Origin of the sequence: Sinomonas terricola (assembly GCF_034931225.1) — a bacterium.
In the GTDB taxonomy this organism is placed as follows: Bacteria; Actinomycetota; Actinomycetes; order Actinomycetales; family Micrococcaceae; genus Sinomonas; species Sinomonas terricola.
Map to the genome: position 1 here is coordinate 134,395 of NZ_JAYGGQ010000002.1, position 25,446 is coordinate 159,840.

Genomic DNA, 25,446 nt, shown 5'->3' on the forward strand with positions numbered 1-25,446 from the left:
GCATTGCGCATAGATCATGCACGTCGGGCGATGAATCTGCGGCGAAGCGCCTCGCTGATCGGAACGGCCAACGCTCCAGACCATGCAAGAACCCACGGAGCTCGATCCAAGAGATTCGACTCCCGTGGGTCCCACGGAACGACATCCGCGACATGCGCAAACCACGCAATGTCGAACATAATCGAAAGCAATCCAGTCGCGGCGACCATCCCGTACGAGATATTCACGAAGAGCCAGGTTCCGCCGTTCGCAATTCCGAACGCTGGAAGCTCGTCTCGATAGTTGGAAACCAACCAGGTTCCACTCACCACGAGCACGAACCACACGGCAAGATGAAAAGCCAAGAGATCAGCTTCACCGGCCCAACCGGACGATAGAACGTCATACAAGCTCACATCGAACGAGGCCAAGGTTGACAGGACATCAAAGGCCAGCCATCCTGTCATCCCCGCAGTGCTTACCAGCCATACATGCACCTTCTTCATTGGCCGCTACCAGTTGCACACTCGGTAAACGTCGTTCCGGTTGTTTGGCCACGCGATTCTCGACCGCCAATTCGGGTTGCTGTATCGCCAACTCTCCAGATCAATGGTCATCGTTCCGGGAGGGCCAACAACATGGCACTCCCACTGCTGCGCCATCGTGGCATACCACATCGAACGTGGATGATGTTGGCGCAAGTCGGCAAGACCCTCTGCGTATACGAGCCCCGGATTGAACGGTTGGAGCCAACGGGCCAGGGCGGTCACCTGGCTTACTTCCCATCCTCCGTTACGCCACGTCTCTCGTAGGACATGATGGATCATGCCGCGCGAATAGGCTGGGTCGGCCACCACGGGGTAGGAAACCCCCGACGCCCGATGATCGACGATCTGGATTCGACCGCAGCACCCGGTGGAACAGTGAGGTTGTATGTGTAGCGGCTAGGAGCATTTTCAGATTCGATGATGGTTCCAAGCTGGACGGAACCGTCGTTCTTGACTGCCTTGATCGTCTTGGATTGGTTCTTGTTGTCATGGGACACCACGCCGCCACGAAGATTCTTCGCAGGTGCCGCCTCGGCAGCAAAAGGCTGCGAGATGGCAATGGTTCCGTGCTCCGATTTGATCTCGATAGGCGAGCCAGCGTCGGCATGCACAACGACTTCGCCGCCCCCAACTTCCACCGACGTTGATGGCATTCGATCTATCACGAGCCGATCACCTACGGCGTCACGCAGCAGATCCTTGCTCGGATCAGTCGCGCTTGAGGAGGCAGCCTGTTTCCGAAGGACCTCCACCTCATCTAATGAAGCCGCCCCATAAACGGGCGTGACGCCCAGGCACACCAGGCTCGCCACCGTTCCAGCTATTGCCACCGCGATCTTCTTCATGTTCCCCCACCTCGACAGGTATCCTCCACTCATTTCGGGGATCTCCCGTGGACAACGCTGTCAGGGTTTTCTGCGGTTCAGCAAGCAGGAAGCGCGGATTGGCGCGGAAATGCCCCAAAGTCGGCGCGAAAGTGCCGTTAAGAGGTCAGGCAAATGGGCCAGGTCCAGTGGGTGCGAGCCCACGGGACCTGGCCCCATTGAACAGTAGGTGCCGGCCTAGTGGCCTGCCGCCTGCGCTCGCGAAACGCGTTCCTGCATCGTGCGCAACTGGTAGCGCGAGACTTCGTGCGCGTTCTCGTCCTCGGCGAAGACGCTCGAGACCATGACGGTATCGTCCCGGTCCAGGAAGCCGATCTCGCCGAGGCCGCCGAAGAACTCGTCCCAGTTGACGTCGCCGTCGCCGATCTTGAGGTGCTGGTGCACGCGGACCGGGTTGCCGGGCGGGTTCGTGATGTACCGCAGGCCGTGGGAGGCGTGGTGGTTCATCGTGTCCGCGACGTGCACGACGCGGAGGCGGTCGCCCGCGGCACGCATGATGTCGAGCGGGGCGTCCTTCATGTGGAACGTGTGGGACGCGACGTAGACCATGCCGACGTTCGGCGAGTTGAGCCCGCGGATCACGCGCAGCGCGGCGAGGCCCTCCTCGACGAAGTCGTCCGGGTGCGGGTCGATCGCCACGTGGACGCCCTCGCGCTCGAAGATCGGCAGGAGCTCTTCCATGGACTTGTAGAAGCAGGCCTCCGACTCCTCGGGCTTCTCGGGGCGCCCCGAGAATTCAGTGTTCATCTGGTTCGCGCCGAGATCAACCGTGATCTGGATCGCCCGCTTCCAGTAGCGCACGGCGGCATCGCGGGCGGTCTCGTCCGGGCCCGACCAGCGGAGCACCGGCAGCACCGAGGCGACCTCGACGCCCGCGTCCGAGCACGCCTTGCGGAACTGGCGGACAAGCTCGTCGTCAGCCTTGGGGTGCGTGAAGAACGGGATCATGTCCCGGTGAGGGGTGAGCTGGAGGTACTCGTACCCGAGATCGGCGGCGAGCGCCGGGAACTCGAGGAGCGAATGCGAGTGGTGGAACGGGGTGGGATCCAGGGCGATCTTCACGGCGCCCCCTCGCCGTACAGCGCGGGCCGCTCGCGGAGGACGACGGCGACCTTCTCGCCGCTCTTCTGCGCCTCGACGCCCGCCTCGCAGCAGGCCGCGGTCGCGTAGCCGTCCCACGCCGAGGGCCCGCCGATCTCCCCGCGAAGGGCGGCGTCGACCCACGACTGGATTTCCGCGTCGTACGCTGCGCCGAAGCGCGCCTCGAAGCCGGGGGTCACGGTGCCGCCCCAGCGGCCGGCACGCCGCAGGTACGGGCCGCCGTCGCCGCCGATGTCCACGATGCCGTCCTCGAACGCGGCCTGCGTCGCGACCTCGTAGCCGAACTGGGCGTTGACGAAGATCTCGACGTCGGCGAGCACGCCCGTGGACGTCTCGATGAGGACGTGCTGCGGATCGTGCTGCCCGTTCGGCGCCTTCGACGAGGCCTTGCCGAGCCGGACCTGCACGGACGTGATCTCCTCGCCCGTGAGGTACCGGATGACGTCGAACTCGTGCACGACCGAGTCGTTGATGAGCATCTCGTTCGTGAAGCCCGCGGGGGTGTCCGGGTTGCGGTGGCGGCAGTGGAGCATGAGCAGCTCCCCGAGCTCGCCCGAGCGGATGAGGCCGCCGAGCTGGGCGTATTCGGCGTCGAAGCGGCGCATGAAGCCGACCTGGATGCGCTTGCGGCCCATCGCGACCTCGGCCTCGACGATCTTCCACGCAGAATCGGCGTCCGGGGTGAGCGGCTTCTCGCACAGGATCGGGATGTCGAGCGGGAGGGCCTCGAGGAGCGCCTGCTCGTGCAGGAACCCGGGCGTGGCGATGAGGACGGCGTTCACGTCGCCGTTTTCTACGCTGGTCGCATAGGCCTCGGCAGCGGTCGCGAAGGCACGTGCCCCGGGGATGTGGGCGACTGCGGCCTGGGCACGCTCAAGGTCGATATCGACGACGGCGGCCACCTCGGCGCCGTGGATGCGCGTGTGAAGGCGCTGAATGTGGTCAGCGCCCATACGACCGGCGCCGATGACGGCGACGCGCAGGTTGTCAGCCATGGGTGAACCTTTCACAGGAGGTCCGGCAAGAGCCGGAGGTCAGGAAACGCGCGTGCGCGAGCCGCACGAGAGCAGGTAGTTGCGGGTGCGCCTGGCGACCGGAAGCGGGACGTCGAACGCGACGGGGTACATGTCCTGCTCGACGATTCCGAAGATCGGGCGGTTGAGCCCCTCGACGGCTTCGATGACTTCGCGAAGATCGGGCAGGCCGCCCGGCGGTTCGGTCATGACGCCCGCCGCGTTGGCGGCAGCGAACGTGAGGTTCTCGGCGCGGACCTTCGCGAGGACGTCCGGGTCAACCTGCTTGAGGTGCAGGTAGCCGATGCGCTCGGGGTACTTGCGGATGAGGTCCACGCTGCTGGCTCCTCCGTACTCCGCGTGGCCCGTGTCGAGGCACAGGTTGAGGAGCTCGGCGTCCGTGTTCTCGAGCAGGCGCACGATGTCCGCCTGTGTGAGGACGTGCGAGTCGGCGTGCGAGTGGAACTGCTGCTTGAGGCCGAACTGCTCGCCGAGGCGGCGTCCCAGCTCGTCGTGGCCTTTGAAGAGCGAGTCCCATTGCTCGGGCGTGAGCACTTCGTTCTCGACCGCCTCGCCCGTGACGTCGTCGCGCCACATGGCGGGGATGACGACGATGTGCTCGCCTCCCATGGCCGCGGTCAGCTCGGCGACGCGCCGGGCCGGCTCCCACGCCTCCTCGAATGCTGCATCCCCTGGATGCCCGCCCCGGTGGAACGCCGTGAACACCGTCCCAGCCGAGACCTGCAGATCGCGGGCCTTGAGCTCATCCGCGAGTCGCGACGGGTCATTCGGCAGGTAGCCGTACGGCCCGAGCTCGATCCACTTGTAGCCGGCCTCGGCCACCTCGTCGAGGAAGCGCTCCCACGGGGTCTGCTTCGGGTCGTCGGCGAACCAGACGCCCCATGAATCGGGCGCGGTCCCGATGATGAGCTTGTTGTCGATGTCCGTCATCGAATGCCTTTCGGAGCGTCGGCGGTCAGTTGGAGGGGAAGTTGTAGGAGGCGCCGGAGGCGTGGGTGGGCTCGGGCCAGCGCTGGGTGATGACCTTGGCGCGCGTGTAGAACGAGACGCCTTCCTCACCGTAGATGTGCTTGTCGCCGAAGAGCGAGCTCTTCCAGCCGCCGAAGGAGTGGTACGCGACCGGGACCGGGATCGGGACGTTGATCCCGATCATCCCGACATGCACGCCGCGGTGGAACTTGCGCGCGTTCGAGCCGGATGACGTGAAGATCGCGGTGCCGTTGCCGTACGGGTTGGAGTTGATGAGCTCGATGGCCTCTTCGACGGTCTCGACCCGGACCACGCCCAGGACCGGCCCGAAGATCTCCTCGGTGTACGCGGTCATGTCGGTGCCGACGTTGTCGATCACGGTCGGGCCGAACCAGTAGCCGTTCTCCTTGCCGGCCACGGTGAATTCGCGCCCGTCGACGATGAGGTTCGCTCCGGCGTCGGCCGCTGCCGTGACGATGCCCTTCATGCGCTCCTTCGACGCGGCAGTGATGATCGGGCCCATCTCCGCCTCGGGGTCGGTGCCCTCGGCGACCTTGACGGCCTGGGCGCGGTCCTTGACCTTCGCCACGAGCTCGTCCGCGACGGAACCGACGGCGACGGCGACCGAGATCGCCATGCAGCGCTCCCCCGCGGAGCCGAACGCGGCGGACGCGAGGTGGTCCGCGGCGTTGTCGAGGTCCGCGTCCGGGAGGATGATCGCGTGGTTCTTCGCCCCGCCGAGGGCCTGGACCCGCTTGCCGTGCGCCGTCGCGGTGGCCTGGACGTACTTCGCGATCGGCGTCGAGCCGACGAACGAGACCGCGTCGACGTCCGGGTGCGTCAGGAGCCCGTCCACGGTCTCCTTGCCGCCGTGCAGCACCTGGAACACGCCGTCCGGCAGGCCCGCCTGCTTCCACAGCTTCGCAAGCAGCATCGACGGCGAGGGGTCGCGCTCGGAGGGCTTGAGGATGAACGTGTTGCCCGTCGCGATCGCGACTGGCGCCATCCAGAGCGGCACCATGACCGGGAAGTTGAACGGCGTGATGCCGGCGACAACGCCGACCGGCTGGCGGTACGAGAACACGTCGATGCCGGTCGAGGCCTGATCGGAGTAGGCGCCCTTGAGCAGCTGCGGGATCCCGCACGCGAACTCGATAACCTCGAGGCCGCGCCCGATCTCGCCCTTCGCGTCCGAGATGACTTTGCCGTGCTCTGACGTAATGAGCTCGGCAAGTTCATTGATGTGGGCCGCGACGAGCTCGCGGAACTTGAACAGGACCGCGGTGCGCTTCGCGAGGGAGATGTCCCCCCACGTCTCGGCGGCCTTGCGCGCGTTCGCGACGGCGGTTTCGAGATCCGCGGCGTCTGCGAGGCGCAGCTCGCCGGTCTGCTCGCCTGTGGCCGGGTTGAACACCGGCTGCGTCCGCTCGCCGACGCCGTTGGTCTCTTCGCCGTTGAGGAAGTGCGGAATGGTCTTGATGGTCATGGATTGCTCCTTTGCAAGGGGTCGGCGAGCTCAGCCGAGGAAGGGCCGCTGCTCGGCCTTGTGGGCGGTGTACGTCTCGTAGGCCTTCTGGGTGGATTCGAGCTCGGAGGCTCCGGAGACGGGCACGTCCCACCACGACTCCGAGGACGGGGCGTCGATGAGCGGGTCCGACTCGATGTGGATCACGATGGGCCCCGACCCCTCGGGCGCGGCCTTGGCCTTCGAGATCGCGGCCTCCAGATCGGCGATCGCGTCCGGCCCCGGCTCGATCCGGTGCACCGTGACGCCAAGGCTCTCTGCGTTCGTGGCGAGGTCGATCGGGAGCTTCTCGCCGTCGTCGAACGTATGGCGTTCCCGGTCCAGGGTGCGGTACTTCGTGCCGAAGCGCTGCGAGCCAAGGGACTCCGAAAGCGCGCCGATCGAGGCGTAGCCGTGGTTCTGGATGAGCACGACGATGAGCTTGATCCCCTCCGCGACCGCGGTGACGAGCTCGGTGTGCATCATGAGGTACGAGCCGTCCCCGACCATGACGACGACGTCGCGGCTCCCCTCGCCGCGGGCGGCGGCGTCCAGGGCAGCGCGCTTCACTCCGAGGCCACCCGGTATCTCGTAGCCCATGCAGGAGAACGCGTACTCGACGTGGTAGCCGAACGGGTCGCGCGCTCGCCACATCTTGTGCAGGTCGCCTGGGAGGGATCCTGCGGCGCAGATGACGACGTCGCGCGGGTCCATCGCCCGGTTCGTGGCGCCGATGATCGCGTTCTGGCTCGGCAGCGGCGAGTAGCGCTCGTCGAAGGCGGCGTCGACGGTCGCGTCCCAGCGCGCCTTCTCCGAGGCGACCACCTGCTCGAGGTCCGCCCCGACGCGGTAGCCGCCCAGCGCCGTCGTGAGCTGCACGAGCGCCTTGCGCGCGTCGGCGACGATCGGCAGTGAGGTGCCGTGCTTGTAGGCGTCGATCGCGGCGACGTTGATGTTCACGAAGCGCACGTCCGGGTTCTGGAAGGCCGTGCGGGAGGCGGTGGTGAAGTCCTCGTAGCGGGTGCCGATGCCGATGATCAGGTCCGCCTCGCGGGCGACGGCGTTGGCGGCCGTGGTGCCCGTCGAACCGATGGCCCCGAGCGCCTGGGCGTGATCCCACGGGAGGACGCCGACGCCAGCCTGCGTCCAGCCGACGGGGATGCCCGTGGCCTCGGCGAGCTCGCGCAGCTGCTCGTTGGCGAACGCGTACAGGACGCCGCCGCCGGCCACTATGAGCGGCCGCTTCGCCGCTCGGATGAGCTCGGCGGCGCGGGCGATGTCCTCGGCCTCGGGCTCGGGGCGGCGGATGCGCCACTCGCGCTCGGCGAGGAACTCCTCGGGCACGTCGAAGACCTCGGCCTGGACGTCCTGCGGGAGAGCGATCGTCACGGCGCCGGTCTCGGCCGGGTCGGTGAGGACCCGGAGGCCGTGCAGGAGCGCCGAGAACAGCTGCTCGGGGCGGTTCACGCGGTCGAAGTACTTGGACAGCGGCCGGAACGCGTCGTTGACCGTGATGTCGTAGCCGTGCGGCTGCTCGAGCTGCTGGAGCACCGGGTCCGCGGCGCGGGTCGCGAACGTGTCCGAGGGCAGGAGCAGCGCCGGAAGCCGATTCGCCGTCGCGAGGGCCGCCCCCGTGAGCAGATTCGACGAGCCCGGGCCGATCGACGTCGAGATCGCGAACGTCTGGCGGCGGCGCGTGTGCCGCGCGTAGCCGACGGCCTGGTGCACCTGGGCCTGCTCGTTGCGTCCCTGGTAGTACGGCATGAGCGTCGGGTCCGCGACCTGCCACTGCTTGAGCGCCTGGCCCACGCCCGCGACGTTGCCGTGGCCGAAGATGCCGAACATCCCCGGAACAAGCCGCTCGCGGTAGTCCTGGCCCCCCACACGGTCGACTGTGTACTGACGACCCAGGAACTCGACGAGCGCCTGGGCAACCGTCATCCTGCGCGTTGCGCTCACTTAGCGGCCTCCTTGCCGTTGTTACGGGTGGCTGGGTGGGTGCTGGAAGGCGCGATCTCTTCGGTGTGCAGCAGCGACGCCGCGGCTGCGACGGCCCCGGCCACGTCGCCGTCGGCCGGATACAGCAGGGTGCGGCCCACGGTGAGGCCCTGGACGCCCGGGAGCGCGAGCGCCTCGCCCCACGAGGCGAACACCTCGTCCTGGTGCCCGGTCGGGTCCCCGCCGAGGAGCACAGTCGGCATGGTCGTCGATGCCATGACGCGGTCCATCTCCTCGACGACGGGCAGCTTCATCCACGTGTACGCGCTCGTCGAACCGAGGCCCGAGGCGATCGCGATCGATTTGATCACCGCGTCCGACGACAGGTCGTTCTTGACCTTCCCGTCCACCCACGAGGAGAGGAACGGCTCGACCATCGCCACGAGCTTCCGAGCCGCGAGGGAGTCGATCGCCTTCGCCGTGGCCTCGAGGAACGGTGCCGTGGCCGGGTCGCCGAGGCAGATCCGGGTGAGCATCTTCCCGCCGTCCGCACCGATCGCTTCCAGGGCCTCGGCGGTGTGGCCCGTGAAGCGGTCGTCGAACTCGTTCACGAACCCGGCCAAGCCGCCCCGGTTCATCGACCCGAAGACGAGCTTGCCCTCGAGCGCGCCCAGCAAGAGCAGATCGTCCATGATGTCGGGGCTCGCGAGCACGCCGTCCACCGCCGGGTTCGCGAGGGCGATCTGGAGCCGGTCGAGGAGCTCGCGCCGGTCCGCCATCGCGTCCGCGCGGCCCTGCGCCGCGAGCGCGCCGCGGGCGGGGTGGTCGGCGGCCACGATGAAGTTCTGCTTCCCGAGCACAACGCCGGGGTGGCGGCGGCGGGCCTGCGCGGCCCGGGCGACGGCGTCCGGATCCTCGAGACGGATCTTGGTGAGGTGCTCGTAGCGGCGGGGGTCGTCGTCGAACGCGCCAGGGGTGGTCGCCGCTTGCGGCACTCTTGGTCGGTTAGAGCGGCCCGCCGCAGGGGTCGTCGTCGTCACTGGGCCACCGCCTCAGGAACGAGCCGGCCGCGCTCGGCGAGCAGTGAGGTGACCTCGGCCGGCGTCGGCATCGCGTCCGCGCACGAAAGGCGCGAGGCGACGATCGCGCCCGCGGCGTTCGCGTAGTCCAGCACCTGGGCCAGCGGCCAGCCCGAGAGGAGGCCGTGGCAGAACGCGCCTCCGAACGAGTCGCCGGCCCCGAGGCCGTTGAGCGTCTGCACGGGAACCGGCGCAGAGACGACCCGTTCCGATCGGGTCTTGGCCATGACGCCCTCGGGCCCAAGCTTGACCACGGCGATCTCCACGCCGGCCTCGAGCAGGCGGTCTGCCTGCTCGTCCGGAGTGCCGTGCCCGACGGCGACGGCGCACTCCTCCTCGTTCCCGATCGCGACCGTCACGTGCGGGAGGACCCGGCCGACCTGCTCGCGGGCGGCGTCCTCCGAATCCCAGAACATGGGCCGGTAGTCGAGGTCCAGGACCGTGAACTGTCCCTCCGAGAGCCCCGTGCGGGGGCGCGCCTCGTGCGCCGCGATGTGGGCCGAGCGGCTCGGCTCCTGGCACAGGCCTGTGACGGTGGACCAGAAGATCCGCGCGCCGCGGATCGCGTCCAGATCGAGCTCCTCGGCCTTGATCTGGAGGTCCGGAGCCGTCGGGAAGCGGCCGTAGAAGTACAGCGGGAACTCGTGTGTCTCCGGCATGATCGCGCAGAACGTTGCCGGAGTCTGAAGGCCCGCCACCGGGGTCACGAAGCGATCGTCAACGCCGAACTTGTCCAGCTCGCGGTGGAGGTACTCGCCGAACGGGTCATCTCCCGTGCGGGTGACGACGGCGGTGCGGCGCCCATGCCGCGACGCCGCGACGGCCACGTTGGACGGGGACCCGCCCAGATACTTGCCGAAGCTCGAGACCTCCGCGAGGCCGACGCCAATGTCGTTGGGATAGATGTCGACGCTGATGCGCCCCATCGTGAGAACGTCGTAGGTCACGATAGCTGTGCCTTCCTGCTCAAGCCCGGGAAACCGAGCCGGCTTCGTTGCCTGTGGCGGCGGCCACAGGTCAACTCTGCTACAGAATTAATGTCCTGTCAAAGGTTTGTACTGACATGCTAACCGCGCGGAACAGCGAGTTCCCCCGTCATGTACTGCGCCCGGCCGAAGCCGAACGACCAGTCCCCCGCCCCGTTTTCGACGTAGCCGATGAAGACGTCCTCGCCGGCAACGCCCGCATCCCCGAGTTCGCGCGCAACCGCCGCGAAGAGCGCCTCCTTGGCCTCCTGGGTGCGGCCGCCCTGGGTGAAGATCTGGATCATCACGACCCCGCCCGTGCGCTCGAAGCCGAGCCCCGCATCCTGCGCGACAATCTGTCCGGGGGCATGCTCCGTGAGGATGTGGAAGTAGTCCCGCTCGGGAATGCGGTACTCGGCGAGGATGGCGTCGTGGACGGCGCGGCTGATGCGGGAGAGCTGCTCCGGGCTGCGGCCGGCGTTGACGTCGATGCGAACGAGGGGCATGGAGAGGCTCCTGTCGTGAGTGAGTTTGTACTGACAAACTGAGACTACTTGCGCTTGGCGAGCAAGGCAAGACTTTGTCCTAACAAAGTCGCCGTGGTTGAGGTCTCCCCACGGAATAGGATTGATCCGATGCGCATTCTCCTCATTCGCCATGGGCAGACGCCGTGCAACATCACGGGCGAACTCGACACGGCCTTCCCAGGAGCCGGGCTCACCGAACTCGGCCACAGTCAGGCCGCGGCCCTCCCCCGCGCCTTCACCGAGCACCGTATCGCCGCGATCTACGCCTCGAAGCTCGTCCGCACGCAGCTCACGGGCGCGCCCCTCGCCGCCGCGCACGGGCACACGATCGCCGTCGTCGACGGGCTCGAGGAGATCTCCGCGGGCGACCTCGAAATGCGCAGCGACCCCCCGTCGCGGGACGCCTACGTCGGGTGCCTCCTCGCCTGGATCGACGGCGATCTGGCCCGCCGCATGCCCGGGGGTTCCAACGGCCGCGAGTTCCTCGCCAGGTTCGATGCCGCCCTGGCCGAGATCGCCCGTGCACATGCTCCCGAGGAGACCGCCGTCGCCTTCAGCCACGGCGCCGCGATCCGCGTGTACACGGCGATCCGCGGCGGGCTGGATGCGGCCGCCGGCGCTCAGCTGCAGATCATGAACACGGGCGGCGCGCTCCTCGAGGGCGGGCCGTCTGAGGGGTGGAGGCTCGCCGCGTGGTACACCGAGCCGATCGGCGGGGCCGGGCTCGAGGGCTTCTCGGCACGCGACGTGACGGGCGCCAAGAGCCTCGCCGAGACCGTTGAGGAGGACGCGTGACAGGCCGCAAGGCGATCTTCCTCGACGTCGACGGAACCTACGCGCACCACGGCGTTGCCCCCGCCGCGCATGAAGCCGCCGTGCGAGACCTCCGCGCGGCGGGCCACCGGGTGCTCCTCTGCACGGGCCGCCCGAAGTCGATGCTCTCCGCGAAGCTCCTGGCGCCCGGATTCGACGGCGTCGTCGCGGCGGCGGGCGGCTACGTCGAGTTCGACGGCGAAGTCCTCGCCGACCGCCGCTTCCCGGCCGACGTCGCGGCGCGCGTCGTCTCCGTGCTCGACGGCCACGGCGTCGCGTATGTCCTCGAGGCCCCCGAGCGCGTCTACGGCCCCCTCGGCGTGGACGTCCGGCTCGAGAACCTGCTCGCGGGGCTCTTCCCCTCGACGGGCGATGGCGCCCAGAAGGGCCGCCTCGACATCCTCGACGCGCTCGAGATGTCCGCGGACCTCAGCGCCGCGTCGTTCGGGAAGGTGAGCTGCTTCGGATCGCCGGTTCCGGTGAGCGAGCTCGCGCTGGAGATCGGCCCCGGGATCGGAGTCATCGCGTCCTCGCTCGCGGGCATGGACGGATCCGCGGGCGAGCTCTACCAGCTCGGCGTGCACAAGGCCGTGGGGATCCAGGCGGTCGTCGAGCATCTCGGGATCGCCCGGGAGGACGTCGTGGCGGTCGGCGACGGCCTCAACGACGTCGAAATGCTCGCCTACGCGGGCGTCGGTGTCGCGATCGACGGAGCCCACCCGGACGTCGTCGCCGTCGCCGACTTCCTCACGCCCGGACCCGGCGATGCGGGACTCGTCGCTGCGTTCGGGAAGCTCGGGCTCCTCTAGTCGTTCGCCGCGGCCCCGGTCTCCGACACCCGGGCCTCCGCACGCCGGGCACCCTGCCGCCGCACGCCGTCGTCCGTTCGAACCGCCGCGAGCCCGCACACGGCCATGACGACGACGGCGGCGAGCACGAGGAGGAACGGCGCCGTCCACCCTCCCGCGGCGTCGCGCAGGAAGCCCATGAGGATCGGCCCCACCGAGGCGAAGCCGTAGCCGACCGACTGGATGAACGCCGTCATGCGCCGATTCTCGTCGAGCGAGCGGGCGCGCTGGATCACGACCGTGAAGACCACCGCGAACGTCCCTCCCTGCGCGATTCCCCCGAGGAGCGCCCACAGCGGCCACAGCGCGGGGGCCACGAGAAGACCCGCCGGGAGCGCGATCCAGCACGCCGCGACGAGCACGAAGAGCGGCTGCGCGCCCCACCCGAACGCGCGGGCGAGGGCTGGCACGAGCAGCGGGCCGAGGATCGCGAAGACCTGGAAGAGGCTCGCGGCCAGGCCAGCCTGGGACGCGGTCATGCCGCGAGTCTGCACGAGGAACGTCGGGAGCCACAGGGTGATCGCGTAGTAGCCGAGGTTGTGGAGCGCGAACGCCGCCGTGAAGAGGTACATCATGCGACGGTTGGCGGCGCTCATGGGGGCTCGCGCGGGCACGGCGGGCAGCTGGCCCGTCTGCGTTCCCGGCTGGCCCTGGGCTGCGCGCAGTTCCGCACGACGACGCGCGGCCGCCCTCGCGAGCGGGCTCGGGAAGTCCTCGTCGGACCACCGCGGCCCGTCCTTCGACGGCGGGAACACGAAGAGCCACACCCCCGCGGCGATCGCCGTGAGGCCGAGCCACGAGACGAGCGACCACTGCCATCCGACCGCGTCCGCGAGGGGGGCCGTGAGCGCCGAGGCGAGGGTCGTGCCGACGTTGACGGCCGCCGTCGTGAGCCCGGTCATGAGCGCGGCGCGGTGCGGGAAGTCGCGGCCCACGAGGAGCGGCGTCACGACATTGACGATCGTCATGGCCACGCCGATCACGACCGTTCCCGCGATCGCCCCCGCGGCCCCGCCGAATGAGCGCAAGGCGATCCCGGCCGCGAGGCCGCCGAAGAAGTACAGGTTCGCGTGGTTGATGCCGATGCGGCCGATGAACCAGGCCGCCGCCGGGGTCACGAGGCCGAAGCACAGCACCGGGATCGCGGTCAGCAGGCCCGCGACAGTCGCGCTCAGGCCCGTGTCCCGCTGGATGCCCCCGAGCACGGGCCCGAGGCCGACGAGCGGGGCGCGGGCGTTGAGCGACATGACTCCGACGGCGAGCAGGGCCAGTGCCGCGGCGCGGCTGATCCGGCGGGTCACAACTGTGTCCTTTCCAAGGGGGGCGGCGGTTACCACCCTCTCACGCCGACCGCGATACAACCGTCTCGTCGCGACACAACCGTCCTTCGGCGACACAACCGTCCCTTGGCCCGCGATCTCAGGGACGGTTATGCCGCTCACCGACGGTTATGCCGCACGGGCGGTAGTCTCACGGGAGACGCCTCCTACGGAAGCAGGCCCATGCGCAACGAGAACGCCTCCCGAGCGGCCACCACGGCCGCCCTTATGTCGGCCCATCCGCGCGCGACGGCCGATCCCGAAGCCCGCGCCGCCGCGGCGACCGACCGCTCGGGCTACGTGCCCGCAACGCCGCCGGACGTCGTCGTCCGCTGCGAATCCGCCGAGGACGTCGTCGACGCGCTCCGCCTCGCCCACGCCCGCGGACTGCCTGTGGTCCCGCGCGGCGCGGGCACCGGGCTCGCCGCGGGCGCGAGCGCGCACGAGGGGCAAGTGGTCGTCGACGTGTCCCGCATGAACCGGATTCTGAGCATCGACCCCGTGGAGATGATCGCCGTCGTCGAGCCCGGCGTCCTCAACGCCGACGTCAACGCGGCCGCGGCCGAGCACGGCCTCTTCTACGCGCCCGATCCCGCGAGCACGGCGATCTGCTCGATCGGCGGGAACATCGCGACGAACGCGGGCGGGATGTGGTGCGCGAAGTACGGCGTGACGCGCGAGTCGGTGCTCGGGCTCCGCGTGGTCCTCGCGGATGGGCGAGTGCTCCGCACGGGACGGACCACGATCAAGGGCGTCACGGGCTACGACCTCAACGCGCTCTTTATCGGCTCGGAAGGCACGCTCGGGATCGTCATCGAGGCGACGCTGCGGCTCCGGCCCCGTCCCGTGCGGACCGAGACGCTCGCCGCGTACTTCGCTGACGTCGAGTCCGCCGGCCGGGCGGCGTCCGCGATCACCGCGGCAAGGATCCAGCCCTCGATCCTCGAGCTCATGGACGGGCCGACGCTCGCCGCGGTCGACCTCGCCGAGGGCACGCGGCACCGCGAGCTCGGGGCGGCGTTCCTCCTCGCGCAGACCGACGGCTACGGCGCGCACCTCGAGCTGGACGAGATCGCGCGCGCGGTCGCCCCCTTTGCGATGTCGGTCCACCCGGCGGCCGACGACGACGAAGCCGCCGCACTCGTCAAGGCCCGCCGCGATGCGATCCCCTCCCTCGAGAAGCTCGGACGGGTCTCGATCGGCGACATCGCGGTGCCGCGGAACCGGCTTGCCGACGCGTTCGCGGGGCTTGAGGAAATCTCCGCGCGGACGGGCGTGCGGATCTTCAGCATCGCGCACGCGGCCGATGGGAACCTGCACCCGATGATCGTCGTCGAGCCTCAGGAATCGATCACCGAAGGACCGGCGAAGATCGCGCTGGGCGAGATGTTCCATCTCGCCCAGCGCCTCGGCGGGACTCTCACAGGCGAGCACGGCGTGGGTCTGCTCAAGCGCGAGTGGGTTGCCGAGGAGCTCGGGGAGATGTCGGTCGAGCTGCAGCGGGCCATCAAGGCCGCTCTCGATCCGGCGGGGATCCTGAACCCGGGGAAGGCGATCTAGACTCGGACCACCGGAACCGGCTGTTTGGGGGGACCATGTATACGAATGTGGTGGCCGCGGCTCTCGTGGCCCTTGCTGGACTCGCCTTGATGAGTGCTCTCATCTGGGCGACGTTCGATATCTTGAAGGCACCGCTTTCGGACGCGGCACGTCCGCTCTGGATCCTTGTCGTCTGGGCGTTTCCGCTCATCGGCCTTGCGGCGTGGTGGTACACGAGGCCGAGAGGGTTCAGAGAGGATCGCTTCTGATCGAAGCCTCCCGACATCGGCGCAGCTCTCCTACCATCGGAGGGTCCCCGACGGAAGGAGCCGGCCATGCTGCCGGAATCGGTCCAGAAGTTCATCGACGCCGAAATCGCCGCAAACCCTACGGACTTCACGGACCTCCGCGCGGTCTACCTCAACGGAACGCTCAAGCCATCGCCGGAGCGCAGCCACACGGACGGGCTCATCGCGGTCAGCCGGCATGTGCTTGAAGGCGTCGGCGCGCAGGTCGACGTCGTGCGCGCCGTCGATCACGACATCCCGCCCGGCGTCTATCCCGACATGCGTGAGCACGGCTGGGAGACGGACGCGTTCCCGGACCTGTACCGCAGCCTCATCGAGCCCGCGGACATCGTCGTCCTCGCGACGCCGATCTGGCTCGGCGACCAGTCCTCGGTGACGCGCAAGCTCGTCGAGCGGCTCTACGGGTGGTCCGGCGAGCTCAACTCGGCGGGCCAGTGGTCGTATTACGGCAAGGTCGGCGGCGTCATCGTCACGGGCAACGAGGACGGCGGCAAGCACTGCTCCGCCCAGCTGCTGTACGCTCTGAGCCACATCGGCTTCACGATCCCGCCGCAGGCCGATTCCTATTGGAACGGCGAGGCCGGTCCGGGCCCGTCCTACCTCGACGACAACCGGGGCGCCCAGAACCACTGGACCACGCGCAACACGGTCTTCGCAGCGTGGAATATGCTCCACACCGCGCGGAGGATCAAGGACGCGGGCGGCATCCCGGCCTACGGGAATGTGACGTTCAACTGGGATCTCAGCAACCAGGACCACCCGAATCCGGAGTACCGGGGGTAAGCGGGCGCGAACCGAGAAGGTGGCGCGCCCAGCTCCGCTGTGTGGGCTGAACCGGACGCGCCCGCACGCGCTCGTCCGGCGGCCGGATGGTCGCCGATCGCGCGGCGCGCGGCACGAGCAACTACTTCCGTCCCCAGTGCGGTCGGTATGCAACGTGCGTTTCACACCTTAACCAGCTCGGAACACGATTCCGCAAGTCGGCGCGACGCAGTGTTTCGCCGTCAGGGCTATTCGGCGATGTCCTCCGCCCACAAGATCGGGTACTCGCGCTGGAACTGTTCCATGAGCTCGACGCACCGAGCGTCGTCAAGCACCTCGACCTGGACACCTCGGGATCGCAGGAGCTCGAGCTCGCCCGGGAACGTCCGCGACTCCCCCACGACGACGCGCGGGATCTTGAACTGGATGATGGTCCCCGCGCACATCGCGCACGGAGCGAGCGTCGTGTACAGCACGGTGTCGCGGTACGTCCGCTGCCGTCCCGCGGCGCGCAGCGCGGACATCTCGCCGTGCGCGATCGGGTCGCCCTGCTGCACGCGCTCGTTATGGCCGACGGCGACCACCTCGCCCGCGCGGACGAGCGCGGCTCCGATCGGAATCCCGCCCTCGGCGAGGCCAGCGCGCGCGGCCTCAAGCGCTGCCTCGAACCCCGTATCGCTCATCGTGCCTCCCCCGAAGGTCGCAGCATGACCTTGATGGCCCGCCGCTCGTCCATCGCAGCGTACGCCTTCGCGGCATCCTCGAGCGGCATGACGGCGTCGAAGACGAGACCCGGCGCGATGGATCCGGCGAGGACGTCCTCGAGCAGCTCCGGGAGATACGCCCGCGTTGACGCCGCGCCGCCCGCCACCGCGATGTTCTTCGAGAAGAGCACCCCGATCGGCAGCTCGGCCCCTCCCGCGGGCACCCCGACAAACCCGAGGCTGCCACCCGGCCGCACGCAGCGGAGGGCTTGGTCCATGGACTCTGACGTCCCGACGCATTCGAGCGCCGAATCCGCGAGCACGCCGCCTAGCAGCCCCCGGACCGCCGCCGCCGCGGCCTTGCCGCGCTCCGCGACGACGTCGGTCGCCCCGAAGCGCCGAGCCAGCTCGGCGCGGTCCGTGTGCCGCGACATCGCGATGATCCGCTCGGCGCCCAGCCGCCGCGCGGCGAGGATCCCGCAGAGTCCGACGGCGCCGTCGCCCACCACCACGACGCTCCGTCCGGGGCCGACGCGCGCCGCGAGCGCGGCGTGGTGGCCCGTGCCCATGACGTCGGAGAGCGTGAGAAGGCTCTTGAGAAGGGGCTCGTCGGGATCGGTGACCCCCGCGACCGGCACAAGGGTGCCGTCCGCCATGGGCACACGCACGCGCTCGCCCTGCCCGCCGTCGACCGGGAAGCCCAGATCGTCCGTGCCACCCCAGGACGCGCGGCGGTCGCACGCGACCTGCACGCCGTTGAGGCATTGCGGGCAGACGCCGCACGAGACGGCCCACGGCGCCACGACGAAGTCGCCCGCCGACACCGATGTGACGCCGTCCCCGACCGCCTCGACGACGCCGACGAACTCGTGCCCGATCGGGTGAGGATCCGCGGTGGGACGCACGCCCCGGTAGGGCCAGAGGTCCGATCCGCACACGCACGCGGCGACGACGCGCACGATCGCGTCTCCCGGCGCGTGCAGCGTGGGATCGGGTCGGTCCTCGACGCGGATGTCGCGGGGTCCGTGGATGACGACGGCGCGCATGCTGCCTCCTGTTCGACGTCGGCTGGCCGGGCAGCCGCAGTGTTGAACCCAAGCTACCCCGGTCTATGCTCGGATCGAGGTGGTTCCCATGCCCCAGACCCTGCTCGAAAGCGGTCGGAAGCTCTATGACGCCCGGGCCTGGGCTGACGCATTCGCGGCGTTCGAGCGTGCGGGGCGCGACTCGGCTCTCCCCGCCGCAGATCTCGAGCGCTACGCCTTCAGCGCCTACCTGATTGGCCGCGAGGAGCTGTGCATCGACCTCTTGGGACGTGCCTTCCGGGGCTTTCTCGCAGAGAACGACGGCGCCGCTACCGCCCGCATGGCGTTTTGGCTCGCCTCGATGCACGGGGTCCGCCGCGATGCCGCCCGCGCCGAGGCCTGGGGCCGCCGACTCGCGGGGATCGTGGACGACGAGGGCCTCGAGACCGAGCGCGCGCTGGTTGCCTTGGGTCTCAGCTCCTTCGCTCTCTGGTCCCGGGACCCCGCGGACACCCGCCGCGCGCTCGAACTCTCCCGCGAAGCCATCGCGATCGCTCGTCCTGCGAAGGACACCGATACCGAGGTATTCTCGCGGCTCAATGCGGGTTTGGCGCTCTTGCGACTCGGGAGCACGTCGGAGGGCCTCGCGCAATTCGACGAAGCCATGGCAACTGTGACGTCGGGCGAGGTGCGCACTCCCCTGGTCAACGGCATCGCCTACTGTTCGGTGATCTCGGCGTCGCTGCAGGCCTCCGACGTAGCCAGGGCCCGCGAATGGACGACAGCCGCGACCGACTGGTGCGCGCAGTACCCCGACCTCGTGCCCTTTCGCGGGCTGTGCCTTGTGCACCGATCCGTCGTGAAGATGCTCGACGGCGACTGGCAGGGCGCGCTCGACGAGGCCATGACCGCGGGCAAGCGGCTCCTGCCCGGAGAACGTGCCGAGTTCCTTCCGGCCTACGTCGAGGTGATGGCCGCTGCAGGCGATTCTGATGCCGCCCGCTCACCGCCGTCGGCACGGCTCTGTGCGCAGCCGGCGAAGGTGCCGTCGCCGTCGCGAGGCTCCGCGAGGCATCCCTCGCGTGGCACGACCTCGGGATGCCGTACCTCGAAGCGCGGGCCCGCGCCGCACTCGGCACCTGCTACGCCGCCCTCGGCGACGACGACGCGGCTGCCCTCGAAATCGAAGCCGCCCGCACTGCGTTCGAACGGCTCGGCGCCGCCCCGGACCTCGCGGCGCTCCCCCGGCCAGGCGCCGTCATCCTCCGGTCCCCTGACCGCGCGCGAGGTCGACGTCGTGCGACTCGTCGCCAGAGGCCTCACCAACAGAGCCGTGGCCGAGGAACTCATGCTGAGTGAGAAGACCGTGGCACGGCACCTCGCAAACATCTACGCGAAGCTCGGGATCGCCTCGCGGGCCGCCGCGACCGCGTACGCGTACGACCACGGGCTCGTCGAGCGTCCGTAGGGTTTCATTCGCCACAATTCAGAGCCATTTCGAGCGTTTGGCGGCCCATAAGCACTGTGAAATGTGGCGTACTGTTCCGGCTGCACAGAATTGCCCACATGACCGGCGGCCAAGATACGCAATCCGCCCGACGCGGGCCGGTCACCCCCGGTCGTACCGTCGAACAAACGGTCCGGACGGCGGGCCTCAGAGCTTCTTGGGAGCGCATCATGACGAGCATGGAGCCCCTCGCACAGGACGCTGCGTCCGGCGGCCGCGACCGCGTCGAGACGGTGATCATCGGTGGCGGCCAAGCCGGGCTCGCGACCGCCTACTGGCTTACGCGCGCTGGCCGCGAATGCGTCGTGCTCGACGATCACACGAGGGTCGGCGAGGCATGGCGCGAACGCTACGACTCACTCCGGCTCTTCACTCCCGCGCGCACGAACGGCCTGCCGGGCATGCCCTTCCCGGGCCGGCGTTCGGACTACCCGACGGCGAAAGAACTCGCCGATTACCTTGAGTCGTACGCTGGCTTCGTGAGCGCCCCACTGCGCATGGGAGTCCGCGTGACGTCGGTGGAGCGGGACCCAGTTGGCGACGGCTTCGTACTCGCGACAAGCGCTGGGGAGCTGAGGGCGGACAACGTCGTTCTGGCGATCGGCACCGACGCGGCCGGAAAGATTCCCGAGGTGGCTGCGGAGCTCGATCCGGGCATCCGTCAGCTGCATTCGATCGCGTACCGGAATCCGGGCCAGCTCCTTCCGGGCCCGTGCTCGTCGTCGGCGCGGGCCAGTCGGGCGCGGATGTTGCCTACGAGGTGGCTCAGTCCGGGCACGAGACGTGGCTCTCGGGACGGCACCCTGGAGAGATTCCCATCGATGAACGGATTGCCGGACCGATCATGCGGCTCTTGGGGAACTACATCTTCACGCTCAAGACGCCAATCGGACGCAAGTTCCGTCCCAAGTTACGCCCCGGCGGCGCGCCGCTGATCCGTACCAAGCGCGCCGACCTCGACGCGGTGGGCGTGAGGCGAACGCAGGCCCAGACGGTGGGCTCGGTCGACGGCAAGCCGCAGCTCGACGACGGCACCGTCCTCGACGTCTCCAACATCGTGTGGTGCACAGGATTCCGGCCGGACTATTCGTTCGCGCGCCCCTTGCGGATTGGCGACGACGGGTTCCCGGCCGAGACGGAGGGTGTGGCCGACGGCGTGGAAGGCCTGTTCTTCGTGGGGCTCCTCTTCCAGCGCGGATTCACTTCGCACCTGGTCGGCGGCGTGGGCCGGGACGCCAAGTTCATCGCGGAGCGTATCGCCGAGCGCGCCGCCTCCCGGGCCCTCCAAACGGTTTGAGAGTCGCCTAACGCGGGTCCCACCCCGTTCAGGAGTCACCTCACGCGGGTCCCACCCACGGAACGTGCCCCCCAAGAAACGAAGACGACGGCGGCCGGCGCCTTCCGCTCGGGAAGGCGCCGGCCGCCGTCAGGCTTCACTCCGAGGTTCGGCCTCTGCTCAGAGGTTCGACTGCGCCTCGTGCTTCGGGTACACGGTGCGGAGCAGGTGGGCTGTCTCGGACGGCGTCTTGCCGACCTTGACGCCCGCGGCCTCGAGGGCCTCCTTCTTCGCCTGGGCGGTGCCGGACGAGCCGGACACGATCGCGCCGGCGTGGCCCATGGTCTTGCCCTCGGGCGCCGTGAAGCCTGCCACGTAGCCGACGACCGGCTTCGTGACGTTGTTCTTGATGAACTCGGCCGCGCGCTCCTCGGCGTCGCCGCCGATCTCGCCGATCATGACGATCGCCTTCGTCTCGGGGTCCGCCTCGAACGCCGCGAGGGCGTCGATGTGCGTCGTCCCGATGACGGGGTCGCCGCCAATGCCGATCGCGGTCGAGAAGCCGAGGTCGCGGAGCTCGTACATCATCTGGTAGGTCAGGGTGCCGGACTTCGACACGAGGCCGACGCCGCCCTTGCCCGTGATGTTCGCCGGCGTGATGCCCACGAGGGCCTCGCCCGGCGTGATGATGCCGGGGCAGTTCGGGCCGATGATGCGCGTGGTCTGCTTGCCGTCGGCGTCCTTCTTCGACTGCGCGAGGGCCCAGAACTCGGCCGAGTCCTGAACCGGCACGCCCTCGGTGATGACGACGACGAGGCCGATCTCGGCCTCGATCGCCTCGACCACGGCGTCCTTCGTGAAGGCAGGGGGAACGAACACGATCGACGTGTCCGCTCCGGTCTCGGCGATGGCCTCCTTGACGGAGCCGAAGACCGGGAGCTCGATCTCGGTGCCGTGCTGGTCCTGGTGCTTGACGGTCGTGCCGGCCTTGCGGGCGTTGACGCCGCCGACGACGTTGGTCCCGGCCGCGAGCATGCGGGCGGTGTGCTTGGAGCCCTCGCTGCCCGTGATGCCCTGGACGATGACCTTGTTGTTCTTGTTGAGGAAGATCGACATGTTCTTCGTCCTTACTTCGCAGCGCTCGACGAGTAAGCGAGCTCGGCAGCCTTGTCGGCGCCCTGGTCCATGTTCTCCGCGAGGGTCACGAGCGGGTGGTTGGCCTCGTGGAGGATGCGGCGTCCCTCGTCGACGTTGTTGCCGTCGAGGCGCACGACGAGCGGCTTGTTGGCCGAGTCGCCGAGCTTGTTGAGGGCGCCGACGATGCCGTTCGCGACGGCGTCGCACGCCGTGATGCCGCCGAAGACGTTCACGAACACGCTTTTGACCTGCTCGTCGCCGAGGATGATCGAGAGGCCGTTGGCCATGACCTCAGCCGAGGCCCCGCCGCCGATGTCGAGGAAGTTGGCCGGCTTCACGTTGCCGTGCTTCTCGCCCGCGTAGGCGACGACGTCGAGCGTCGACATGACGAGGCCCGCGCCGTTGCCGATGATGCCAACCTCGCCGTCGAGCTTGACGTAGTTGAGGTCAAGCGCCTTGGCCTTGGCCTCGAGCGGGTCTTCGGACTCCTTGTCCGCGAGCTCTTCGTGCTCGGGGTGGCGGATCGCGGCGTTCTCGTCGAGCGAGACCTTGCCGTCGAGCGCGATGATCTGGCCCGAGCCCGTCTTCACGAGCGGGTTGACCTCGACGAGTGTGGCGTCCTCGTCCTTGAAGACGTCCCACAGCTTGACGATGACGGCCGCAACCTGCTCGCGCAGCTCGGGGGCGAACCCCGCGGCCTCGACGATCTCCGCAGCCTTAGCCGCGTCGATGCCCGTGCCCGGGTCCACCGGGATCTTCGCGAGCGCGTCGGGGCGCTCGACCGCGAGCTGCTCGATCTCCATGCCGCCCTCGACCGAGCACATCGCGAGGTAGTTGCGGTTCGCGCGGTCGAGGAGGACGGAGAAGTAGTATTCCTCGGCGATGTCCGCGCCAGCCGCGATCATGACCTTCTTGACCGTGTGGCCCTTGATGTCCATGCCAAGGATGTTCTGCGCGTAGTCGAACGCCTCATCCGCGGACTTCGCGACCTTGACGCCGCCGGCCTTGCCGCGGCCACCGACCTTCACCTGGGCCTTGACGACGGTCACGCCGCCAATCTTCTCGGCGGCAGCCTTCGCTTCCTCAGGGGTGTGCGCAACGATTCCGGCCAGCACGGGAACGCCGTGTGCCTCGAACAGATCGCGCGCCTGATATTCAAACAGGTCCACGGTTCAGTGTCCTCTACGTCGAAGTAGTTCTGACTCGAAACACCGTGTGGTTCGCCGCGGGAGCTCCCCCGTCGGCGGGCCCAGTGCTCCAAGGGGAAACTCTAGCCCCTCCCCGGCGGCAGCGTCCTACCGGGGCCTGTTTCGTGACCAAGCGCACAGCTCTACAACCTGTAGAATAAGCGGCTCACCGGCGGAACCATCAGAAAAGCTGAACACTATAAGTCCGAAATAGTCGCTTTACCTTATCGAAGGGTCGTTTTCATACTGTTCAGGACTCGTGTAACCGCCGTCACGTCGAAGGAGTTCCGCATGAGCATCCACAACCCACGATCCGTATGGCGCCGCAAGCCCGTGGAAGAGATGGAGGATGAAACCGTCAAGAGCGGGCTTTTCAAGAGTCTTGGCCTATGGCAGCTCACCGCCATCGGCGTCGGCGGCATTATCGGAGTCGGCATCTTCTCCCTCGCGGGGCTCGTCGCGCACGGCGATGCAGCCAATCCGGCCGTGGGACCCGCCGTCCTCGTCTCGTTCCTCATCGCCGGTCTGGCTTCCGCGGCTGCCGCGCTCTCCTACGCCGAGTTCGCGGGAATGATCCCGCGAGCCGGGTCGGCATACACGTACGGCTATGTCGCGCTCGGCGAGATCACCGGCTGGTTCATCGGCTGGGACCTCCTGCTCGAGTACATCGCGATCGTCGCGGTGGTGGCCATCGGCATCTCGGGCTATCTGGATGCCTTCCTCAGTGGATTCGGGGTTCACCTGCCCAGCTGGATGGCGTCGACCGTCGACGAGGGGAAAGGCGGCCTCATCAATCTGCCTGCGATCCTGATCTGCCTCGTCGTGACCTTCATCCTGAGCCGAGGGACCAAGGCGTTCGGCCGTTTCGAACTCGCGGTTGTGGCCATCAAGGTGGTGCTGATCCTCTTCATCGTGGGCCTCGGTGTCTTCTACATCAACACGAACAACTACAGCCCGTTCATGCCCAGCGGCTTCGGCCCGGTGGCGAGCGGCGCCGCCACGGTCTTCTTCGCCGTCTTCGGCTATGACGCCATGAGCACGGCGGCCGAGGAGGCCAAAGACGGCAAGAAGCACATGCCGAAGGCCATCATCCTTTCGCTCATCATTGCCATGCTGCTCTACGTTGCAGCGACCCTCGTGCTGACGGGCATGCAGAACTACAAGGACATCGACCCCAAGGCCGGGTTCGCGTCCGCGTTCGCAGGTGTGGGCCTCCCCGTCATCGCGAGCATCATCTCGGTGTTCGCGGTGCTTTCGATCCTCACCGTCATGCTGACCTTCCTTCTCGGCGTGACCCGCGTGTGGTTCTCCATGAGCCGCGACGGCCTGCTCCCCAGGTGGTTCTCGAAGGTCGACGGCCACGGGACTCCGCAGCGAGTCACGTGGATCGCCGGCATCGGCTCCGCGTTCTTGGCGGGCGTCTTCCCCATTCGCGCAGTCGCGGACCTGACCAATATCGGCATCTTGGCCGCATTCGTGGTCGTATGCATCTCCGTCATCGTCTTCCGCTACACCAAGCCCAACGCCCCGCGCACGTTTCGTCTCCCATGGATGCCGGTCGTTCCCGCCTTCGGCGTCATCGCTTCCTTGCTCTTGATCACCCAGCTGCATTGGGAGACCTGGCTCCGCTTTGTGGTCTGGCTCGTTATCGGCCTGGCCGTCTACTTCGGGTACGGGCGCAGGCATTCCCTCATGAACCCTGACAGCCCGCGCCATGAGCGCGAACGCAGCCTCCACGCCTGAGTAAGGCCTCACATCCAGAGAAGGAAAGCACCATGTTCGAAGAATTCGATGCCCTGAGCTTCGACTGCTACGGCACGCTCATCGACTGGGAGGCCGGCATCGCAGCGGTACTGGGTCCGTGGGGGCGGGCCGTCCGTCCCGAGCTGACGGACGAGGACCTCCTGCTCGCTTACGCGGACGAGGAGGCGCGCGTCGAGAGGGAGAACCCGACTGCCCTCTACCCCGAGGTCTTGGCCGACGCCTTCCGCGCCACCGGCGCCAAGCTCGGCATCCCCGTGGCGGATGCCGACGCCGAACGACTCGGCTCCTCCGTCCCAGAGTGGCCCGCCTTCCCGGATTCGGCCGAGGCCCTGCGCAGGCTCAGCACGCGGTTCAAGCTCATCGTCCTCTCGAACATCGACAAGGCGAGCTTCGCCGGCAGCAACGCGCGCCTCGGCGTCGAGTTCGACCGAGTCATCACGGCCGAGGAGGTGGGAAGCTACAAGCCCGCCCAGAAGAACTTCGACGCCCTCAAGGACTACACGGACCGCGAGGGCCTCACGCTCCTCCACGTGGCGCAGAGCCTCTTCCACGACCACGTCCCCGGCAGGCGGGCCGGCCTCAGGGGCGTCTGGATCAACCGCCGCCACGACCGCCCCGGCTGGGGCGCGACCCCCGACCCCGGCCAGGACGTGACGCCCGACTGGACCTTCACCTCCATGGCCGAATTCGCCGACGCCGCAGTCCCGCGGCCAGCCCCGGTTAGCTGAG

At 68.4% G+C, this 25,446-nt stretch carries 24 protein-coding genes and 1 pseudogene; 10 read left to right on the forward strand and 15 right to left on the reverse strand.

The genetic code is table 11. The features are described from left to right. Positions 1–14 precede the first annotated feature (14 nt). The 10 genes from SPF06_RS05260 to SPF06_RS05305 all read right to left on the reverse strand — a co-directional run bounded on the left by SPF06_RS05260 (position 15) and on the right by SPF06_RS05305 (position 10,507). Complete coding sequence (locus SPF06_RS05260; protein ID WP_323277913.1) at positions 15–485, reverse strand: hypothetical protein; 471 nt, start codon at positions 483–485, stop codon at positions 15–17. Positions 486–802: 317 nt separating this feature from the next. Next, positions 803–1,372 (reverse strand): hypothetical protein, encoded by a 570-nt coding sequence (locus SPF06_RS05265; RefSeq protein WP_323277914.1) that lies wholly within the window; start codon positions 1,370–1,372, stop codon positions 803–805. Positions 1,373–1,588: 216 nt separating this feature from the next. Next, positions 1,589–2,473, reverse strand: a complete 885-nt coding sequence (locus SPF06_RS05270) for a sugar phosphate isomerase/epimerase family protein (RefSeq protein ID WP_323277915.1) — start codon at positions 2,471–2,473, stop codon at positions 1,589–1,591. Beyond that, positions 2,470–3,507, reverse strand: coding sequence for a Gfo/Idh/MocA family protein (locus SPF06_RS05275; RefSeq protein ID WP_323277916.1), 1,038 nt, complete (start codon positions 3,505–3,507; stop codon positions 2,470–2,472). The genes SPF06_RS05270 and SPF06_RS05275 overlap by 4 nt, the downstream gene beginning before the upstream one ends. Before the next feature lie 39 nt (positions 3,508–3,546). Beyond that, on the reverse strand, positions 3,547–4,476 hold the full coding sequence (locus SPF06_RS05280; protein WP_323277917.1) for a sugar phosphate isomerase/epimerase family protein: 930 nt from the start codon (positions 4,474–4,476) through the stop codon (positions 3,547–3,549). 25 nt (positions 4,477–4,501) lie between these two features. After that, entirely contained in the window at positions 4,502–6,001 is a 1,500-nt protein-coding gene (locus tag SPF06_RS05285) for a CoA-acylating methylmalonate-semialdehyde dehydrogenase (protein ID WP_323277918.1), read from the reverse strand. A 30-nt stretch (positions 6,002–6,031) separates the two neighbouring features. Beyond that, positions 6,032–7,960 carry a 3D-(3,5/4)-trihydroxycyclohexane-1,2-dione acylhydrolase (decyclizing) gene (gene iolD / locus SPF06_RS05290; RefSeq protein WP_323278020.1) on the reverse strand — a complete coding sequence of 643 codons (1,929 nt, stop codon included), beginning with the start codon at positions 7,958–7,960 and terminating at the stop codon, positions 6,032–6,034. Positions 7,961–7,974: 14 nt separating this feature from the next. Further along, a complete protein-coding gene (locus tag SPF06_RS05295) occupies positions 7,975–8,952 on the reverse strand; it encodes a Cgl0159 family (beta/alpha)8-fold protein (protein ID WP_323278022.1) in 978 nt (325 codons plus the stop codon). 41 nt (positions 8,953–8,993) lie between these two features. Beyond that, positions 8,994–9,983, reverse strand: coding sequence for a 5-dehydro-2-deoxygluconokinase (iolC, locus tag SPF06_RS05300; protein WP_323277919.1), 990 nt, complete (start codon positions 9,981–9,983; stop codon positions 8,994–8,996). Positions 9,984–10,102: 119 nt separating this feature from the next. After that, complete coding sequence (locus tag SPF06_RS05305; RefSeq protein WP_323277920.1) at positions 10,103–10,507, reverse strand: tautomerase family protein; 405 nt, start codon at positions 10,505–10,507, stop codon at positions 10,103–10,105. A 129-nt stretch (positions 10,508–10,636) separates the two neighbouring features. On the opposite strand from SPF06_RS05305, the gene SPF06_RS05310 reads away from it, so the two are divergent. Together SPF06_RS05310 and SPF06_RS05315 are read left to right on the forward strand one after the other, a co-directional pair. Beyond that, complete coding sequence (locus SPF06_RS05310) at positions 10,637–11,323, forward strand: histidine phosphatase family protein (protein ID WP_323277921.1); 687 nt, start codon at positions 10,637–10,639, stop codon at positions 11,321–11,323. Continuing rightward, complete coding sequence (locus tag SPF06_RS05315) at positions 11,320–12,150, forward strand: HAD hydrolase family protein (RefSeq protein ID WP_323277922.1); 831 nt, start codon at positions 11,320–11,322, stop codon at positions 12,148–12,150. Before SPF06_RS05310 ends, SPF06_RS05315 begins: the two co-directional genes overlap by 4 nt. On the opposite strand, the gene SPF06_RS05320 is transcribed toward SPF06_RS05315, so the two are convergent. Next, the gene (locus tag SPF06_RS05320; protein WP_323277923.1) at positions 12,147–13,490 is read right to left on the reverse strand and encodes an MFS transporter; all 1,344 of its coding nucleotides are present in this window, start codon (positions 13,488–13,490) and stop codon (positions 12,147–12,149) included. The two genes, SPF06_RS05315 and SPF06_RS05320, sit on opposite strands and share 4 nt — an antisense overlap. A gap of 201 nt (positions 13,491–13,691) precedes the next feature. Here SPF06_RS05320 and SPF06_RS05325 point away from each other — a divergent pair, with 201 nt between their 5' ends. From SPF06_RS05325 to SPF06_RS05330, 3 genes are all read left to right on the forward strand, one after another. Beyond that, on the forward strand, positions 13,692–15,068 hold the full coding sequence (locus tag SPF06_RS05325) for an FAD-binding oxidoreductase (RefSeq protein ID WP_323277924.1): 1,377 nt from the start codon (positions 13,692–13,694) through the stop codon (positions 15,066–15,068). 89 nt (positions 15,069–15,157) lie between these two features. Continuing rightward, positions 15,158–15,316 (forward strand): PLDc N-terminal domain-containing protein, encoded by a 159-nt coding sequence (locus tag SPF06_RS22200; protein WP_487399473.1) that lies wholly within the window; start codon positions 15,158–15,160, stop codon positions 15,314–15,316. A 66-nt stretch (positions 15,317–15,382) separates the two neighbouring features. Next, positions 15,383–16,138 (forward strand): flavodoxin family protein, encoded by a 756-nt coding sequence (locus SPF06_RS05330; protein ID WP_323277925.1) that lies wholly within the window; start codon positions 15,383–15,385, stop codon positions 16,136–16,138. Between the two features lie 227 nt (positions 16,139–16,365). Here the strand turns inward: SPF06_RS05330 and SPF06_RS05335 are convergent, their stop codons facing one another. Both SPF06_RS05335 and SPF06_RS05340 read right to left on the reverse strand, forming a co-directional pair. Continuing rightward, on the reverse strand, positions 16,366–16,800 hold the full coding sequence (locus SPF06_RS05335) for a nucleoside deaminase (protein ID WP_323277926.1): 435 nt from the start codon (positions 16,798–16,800) through the stop codon (positions 16,366–16,368). Then, positions 16,797–17,867 carry a zinc-dependent alcohol dehydrogenase family protein gene (locus SPF06_RS05340; protein ID WP_323277927.1) on the reverse strand — a complete coding sequence of 357 codons (1,071 nt, stop codon included), beginning with the start codon at positions 17,865–17,867 and terminating at the stop codon, positions 16,797–16,799. Before SPF06_RS05340 ends, SPF06_RS05335 begins: the two co-directional genes overlap by 4 nt. 88 nt (positions 17,868–17,955) lie before the next feature. Between SPF06_RS05340 and SPF06_RS05345 the strand changes: the two genes are divergently transcribed. The 3 genes and pseudogenes from SPF06_RS05345 to SPF06_RS05350 all read left to right on the forward strand — a co-directional run bounded on the left by SPF06_RS05345 (position 17,956) and on the right by SPF06_RS05350 (position 20,650). Then, positions 17,956–19,314: a helix-turn-helix transcriptional regulator gene (locus tag SPF06_RS05345; RefSeq protein WP_323277928.1), complete on the forward strand. Its 1,359-nt coding sequence runs from the start codon at positions 17,956–17,958 to the stop codon at positions 19,312–19,314. A gap of 218 nt (positions 19,315–19,532) precedes the next feature. Then, positions 19,533–19,952: pseudogene (locus SPF06_RS22085) on the forward strand (FAD-dependent oxidoreductase); the annotation flags it as partial. 113 nt (positions 19,953–20,065) lie between these two features. Further along, positions 20,066–20,650, forward strand: a complete 585-nt coding sequence (locus SPF06_RS05350) for an NAD(P)/FAD-dependent oxidoreductase (protein WP_323277929.1) — start codon at positions 20,066–20,068, stop codon at positions 20,648–20,650. A 159-nt stretch (positions 20,651–20,809) separates the two neighbouring features. On the opposite strand, the gene sucD is transcribed toward SPF06_RS05350, so the two are convergent. Together sucD and sucC are read right to left on the reverse strand one after the other, a co-directional pair. Continuing rightward, positions 20,810–21,745, reverse strand: coding sequence for a succinate--CoA ligase subunit alpha (gene sucD, locus SPF06_RS05355; RefSeq protein ID WP_323277930.1), 936 nt, complete (start codon positions 21,743–21,745; stop codon positions 20,810–20,812). 11 nt (positions 21,746–21,756) lie between these two features. After that, the gene (sucC, locus tag SPF06_RS05360) at positions 21,757–22,935 is read right to left on the reverse strand and encodes an ADP-forming succinate--CoA ligase subunit beta (protein WP_323277931.1); all 1,179 of its coding nucleotides are present in this window, start codon (positions 22,933–22,935) and stop codon (positions 21,757–21,759) included. Positions 22,936–23,244: 309 nt separating this feature from the next. Here sucC and SPF06_RS05365 point away from each other — a divergent pair, with 309 nt between their 5' ends. After that, positions 23,245–24,696 (forward strand): amino acid permease, encoded by a 1,452-nt coding sequence (locus SPF06_RS05365; RefSeq protein WP_323277932.1) that lies wholly within the window; start codon positions 23,245–23,247, stop codon positions 24,694–24,696. Between the two features lie 32 nt (positions 24,697–24,728). Beyond that, positions 24,729–25,445 (forward strand): haloacid dehalogenase type II, encoded by a 717-nt coding sequence (locus tag SPF06_RS05370; RefSeq protein WP_323277933.1) that lies wholly within the window; start codon positions 24,729–24,731, stop codon positions 25,443–25,445. Position 25,446: the final 1 nt, after the last annotated feature.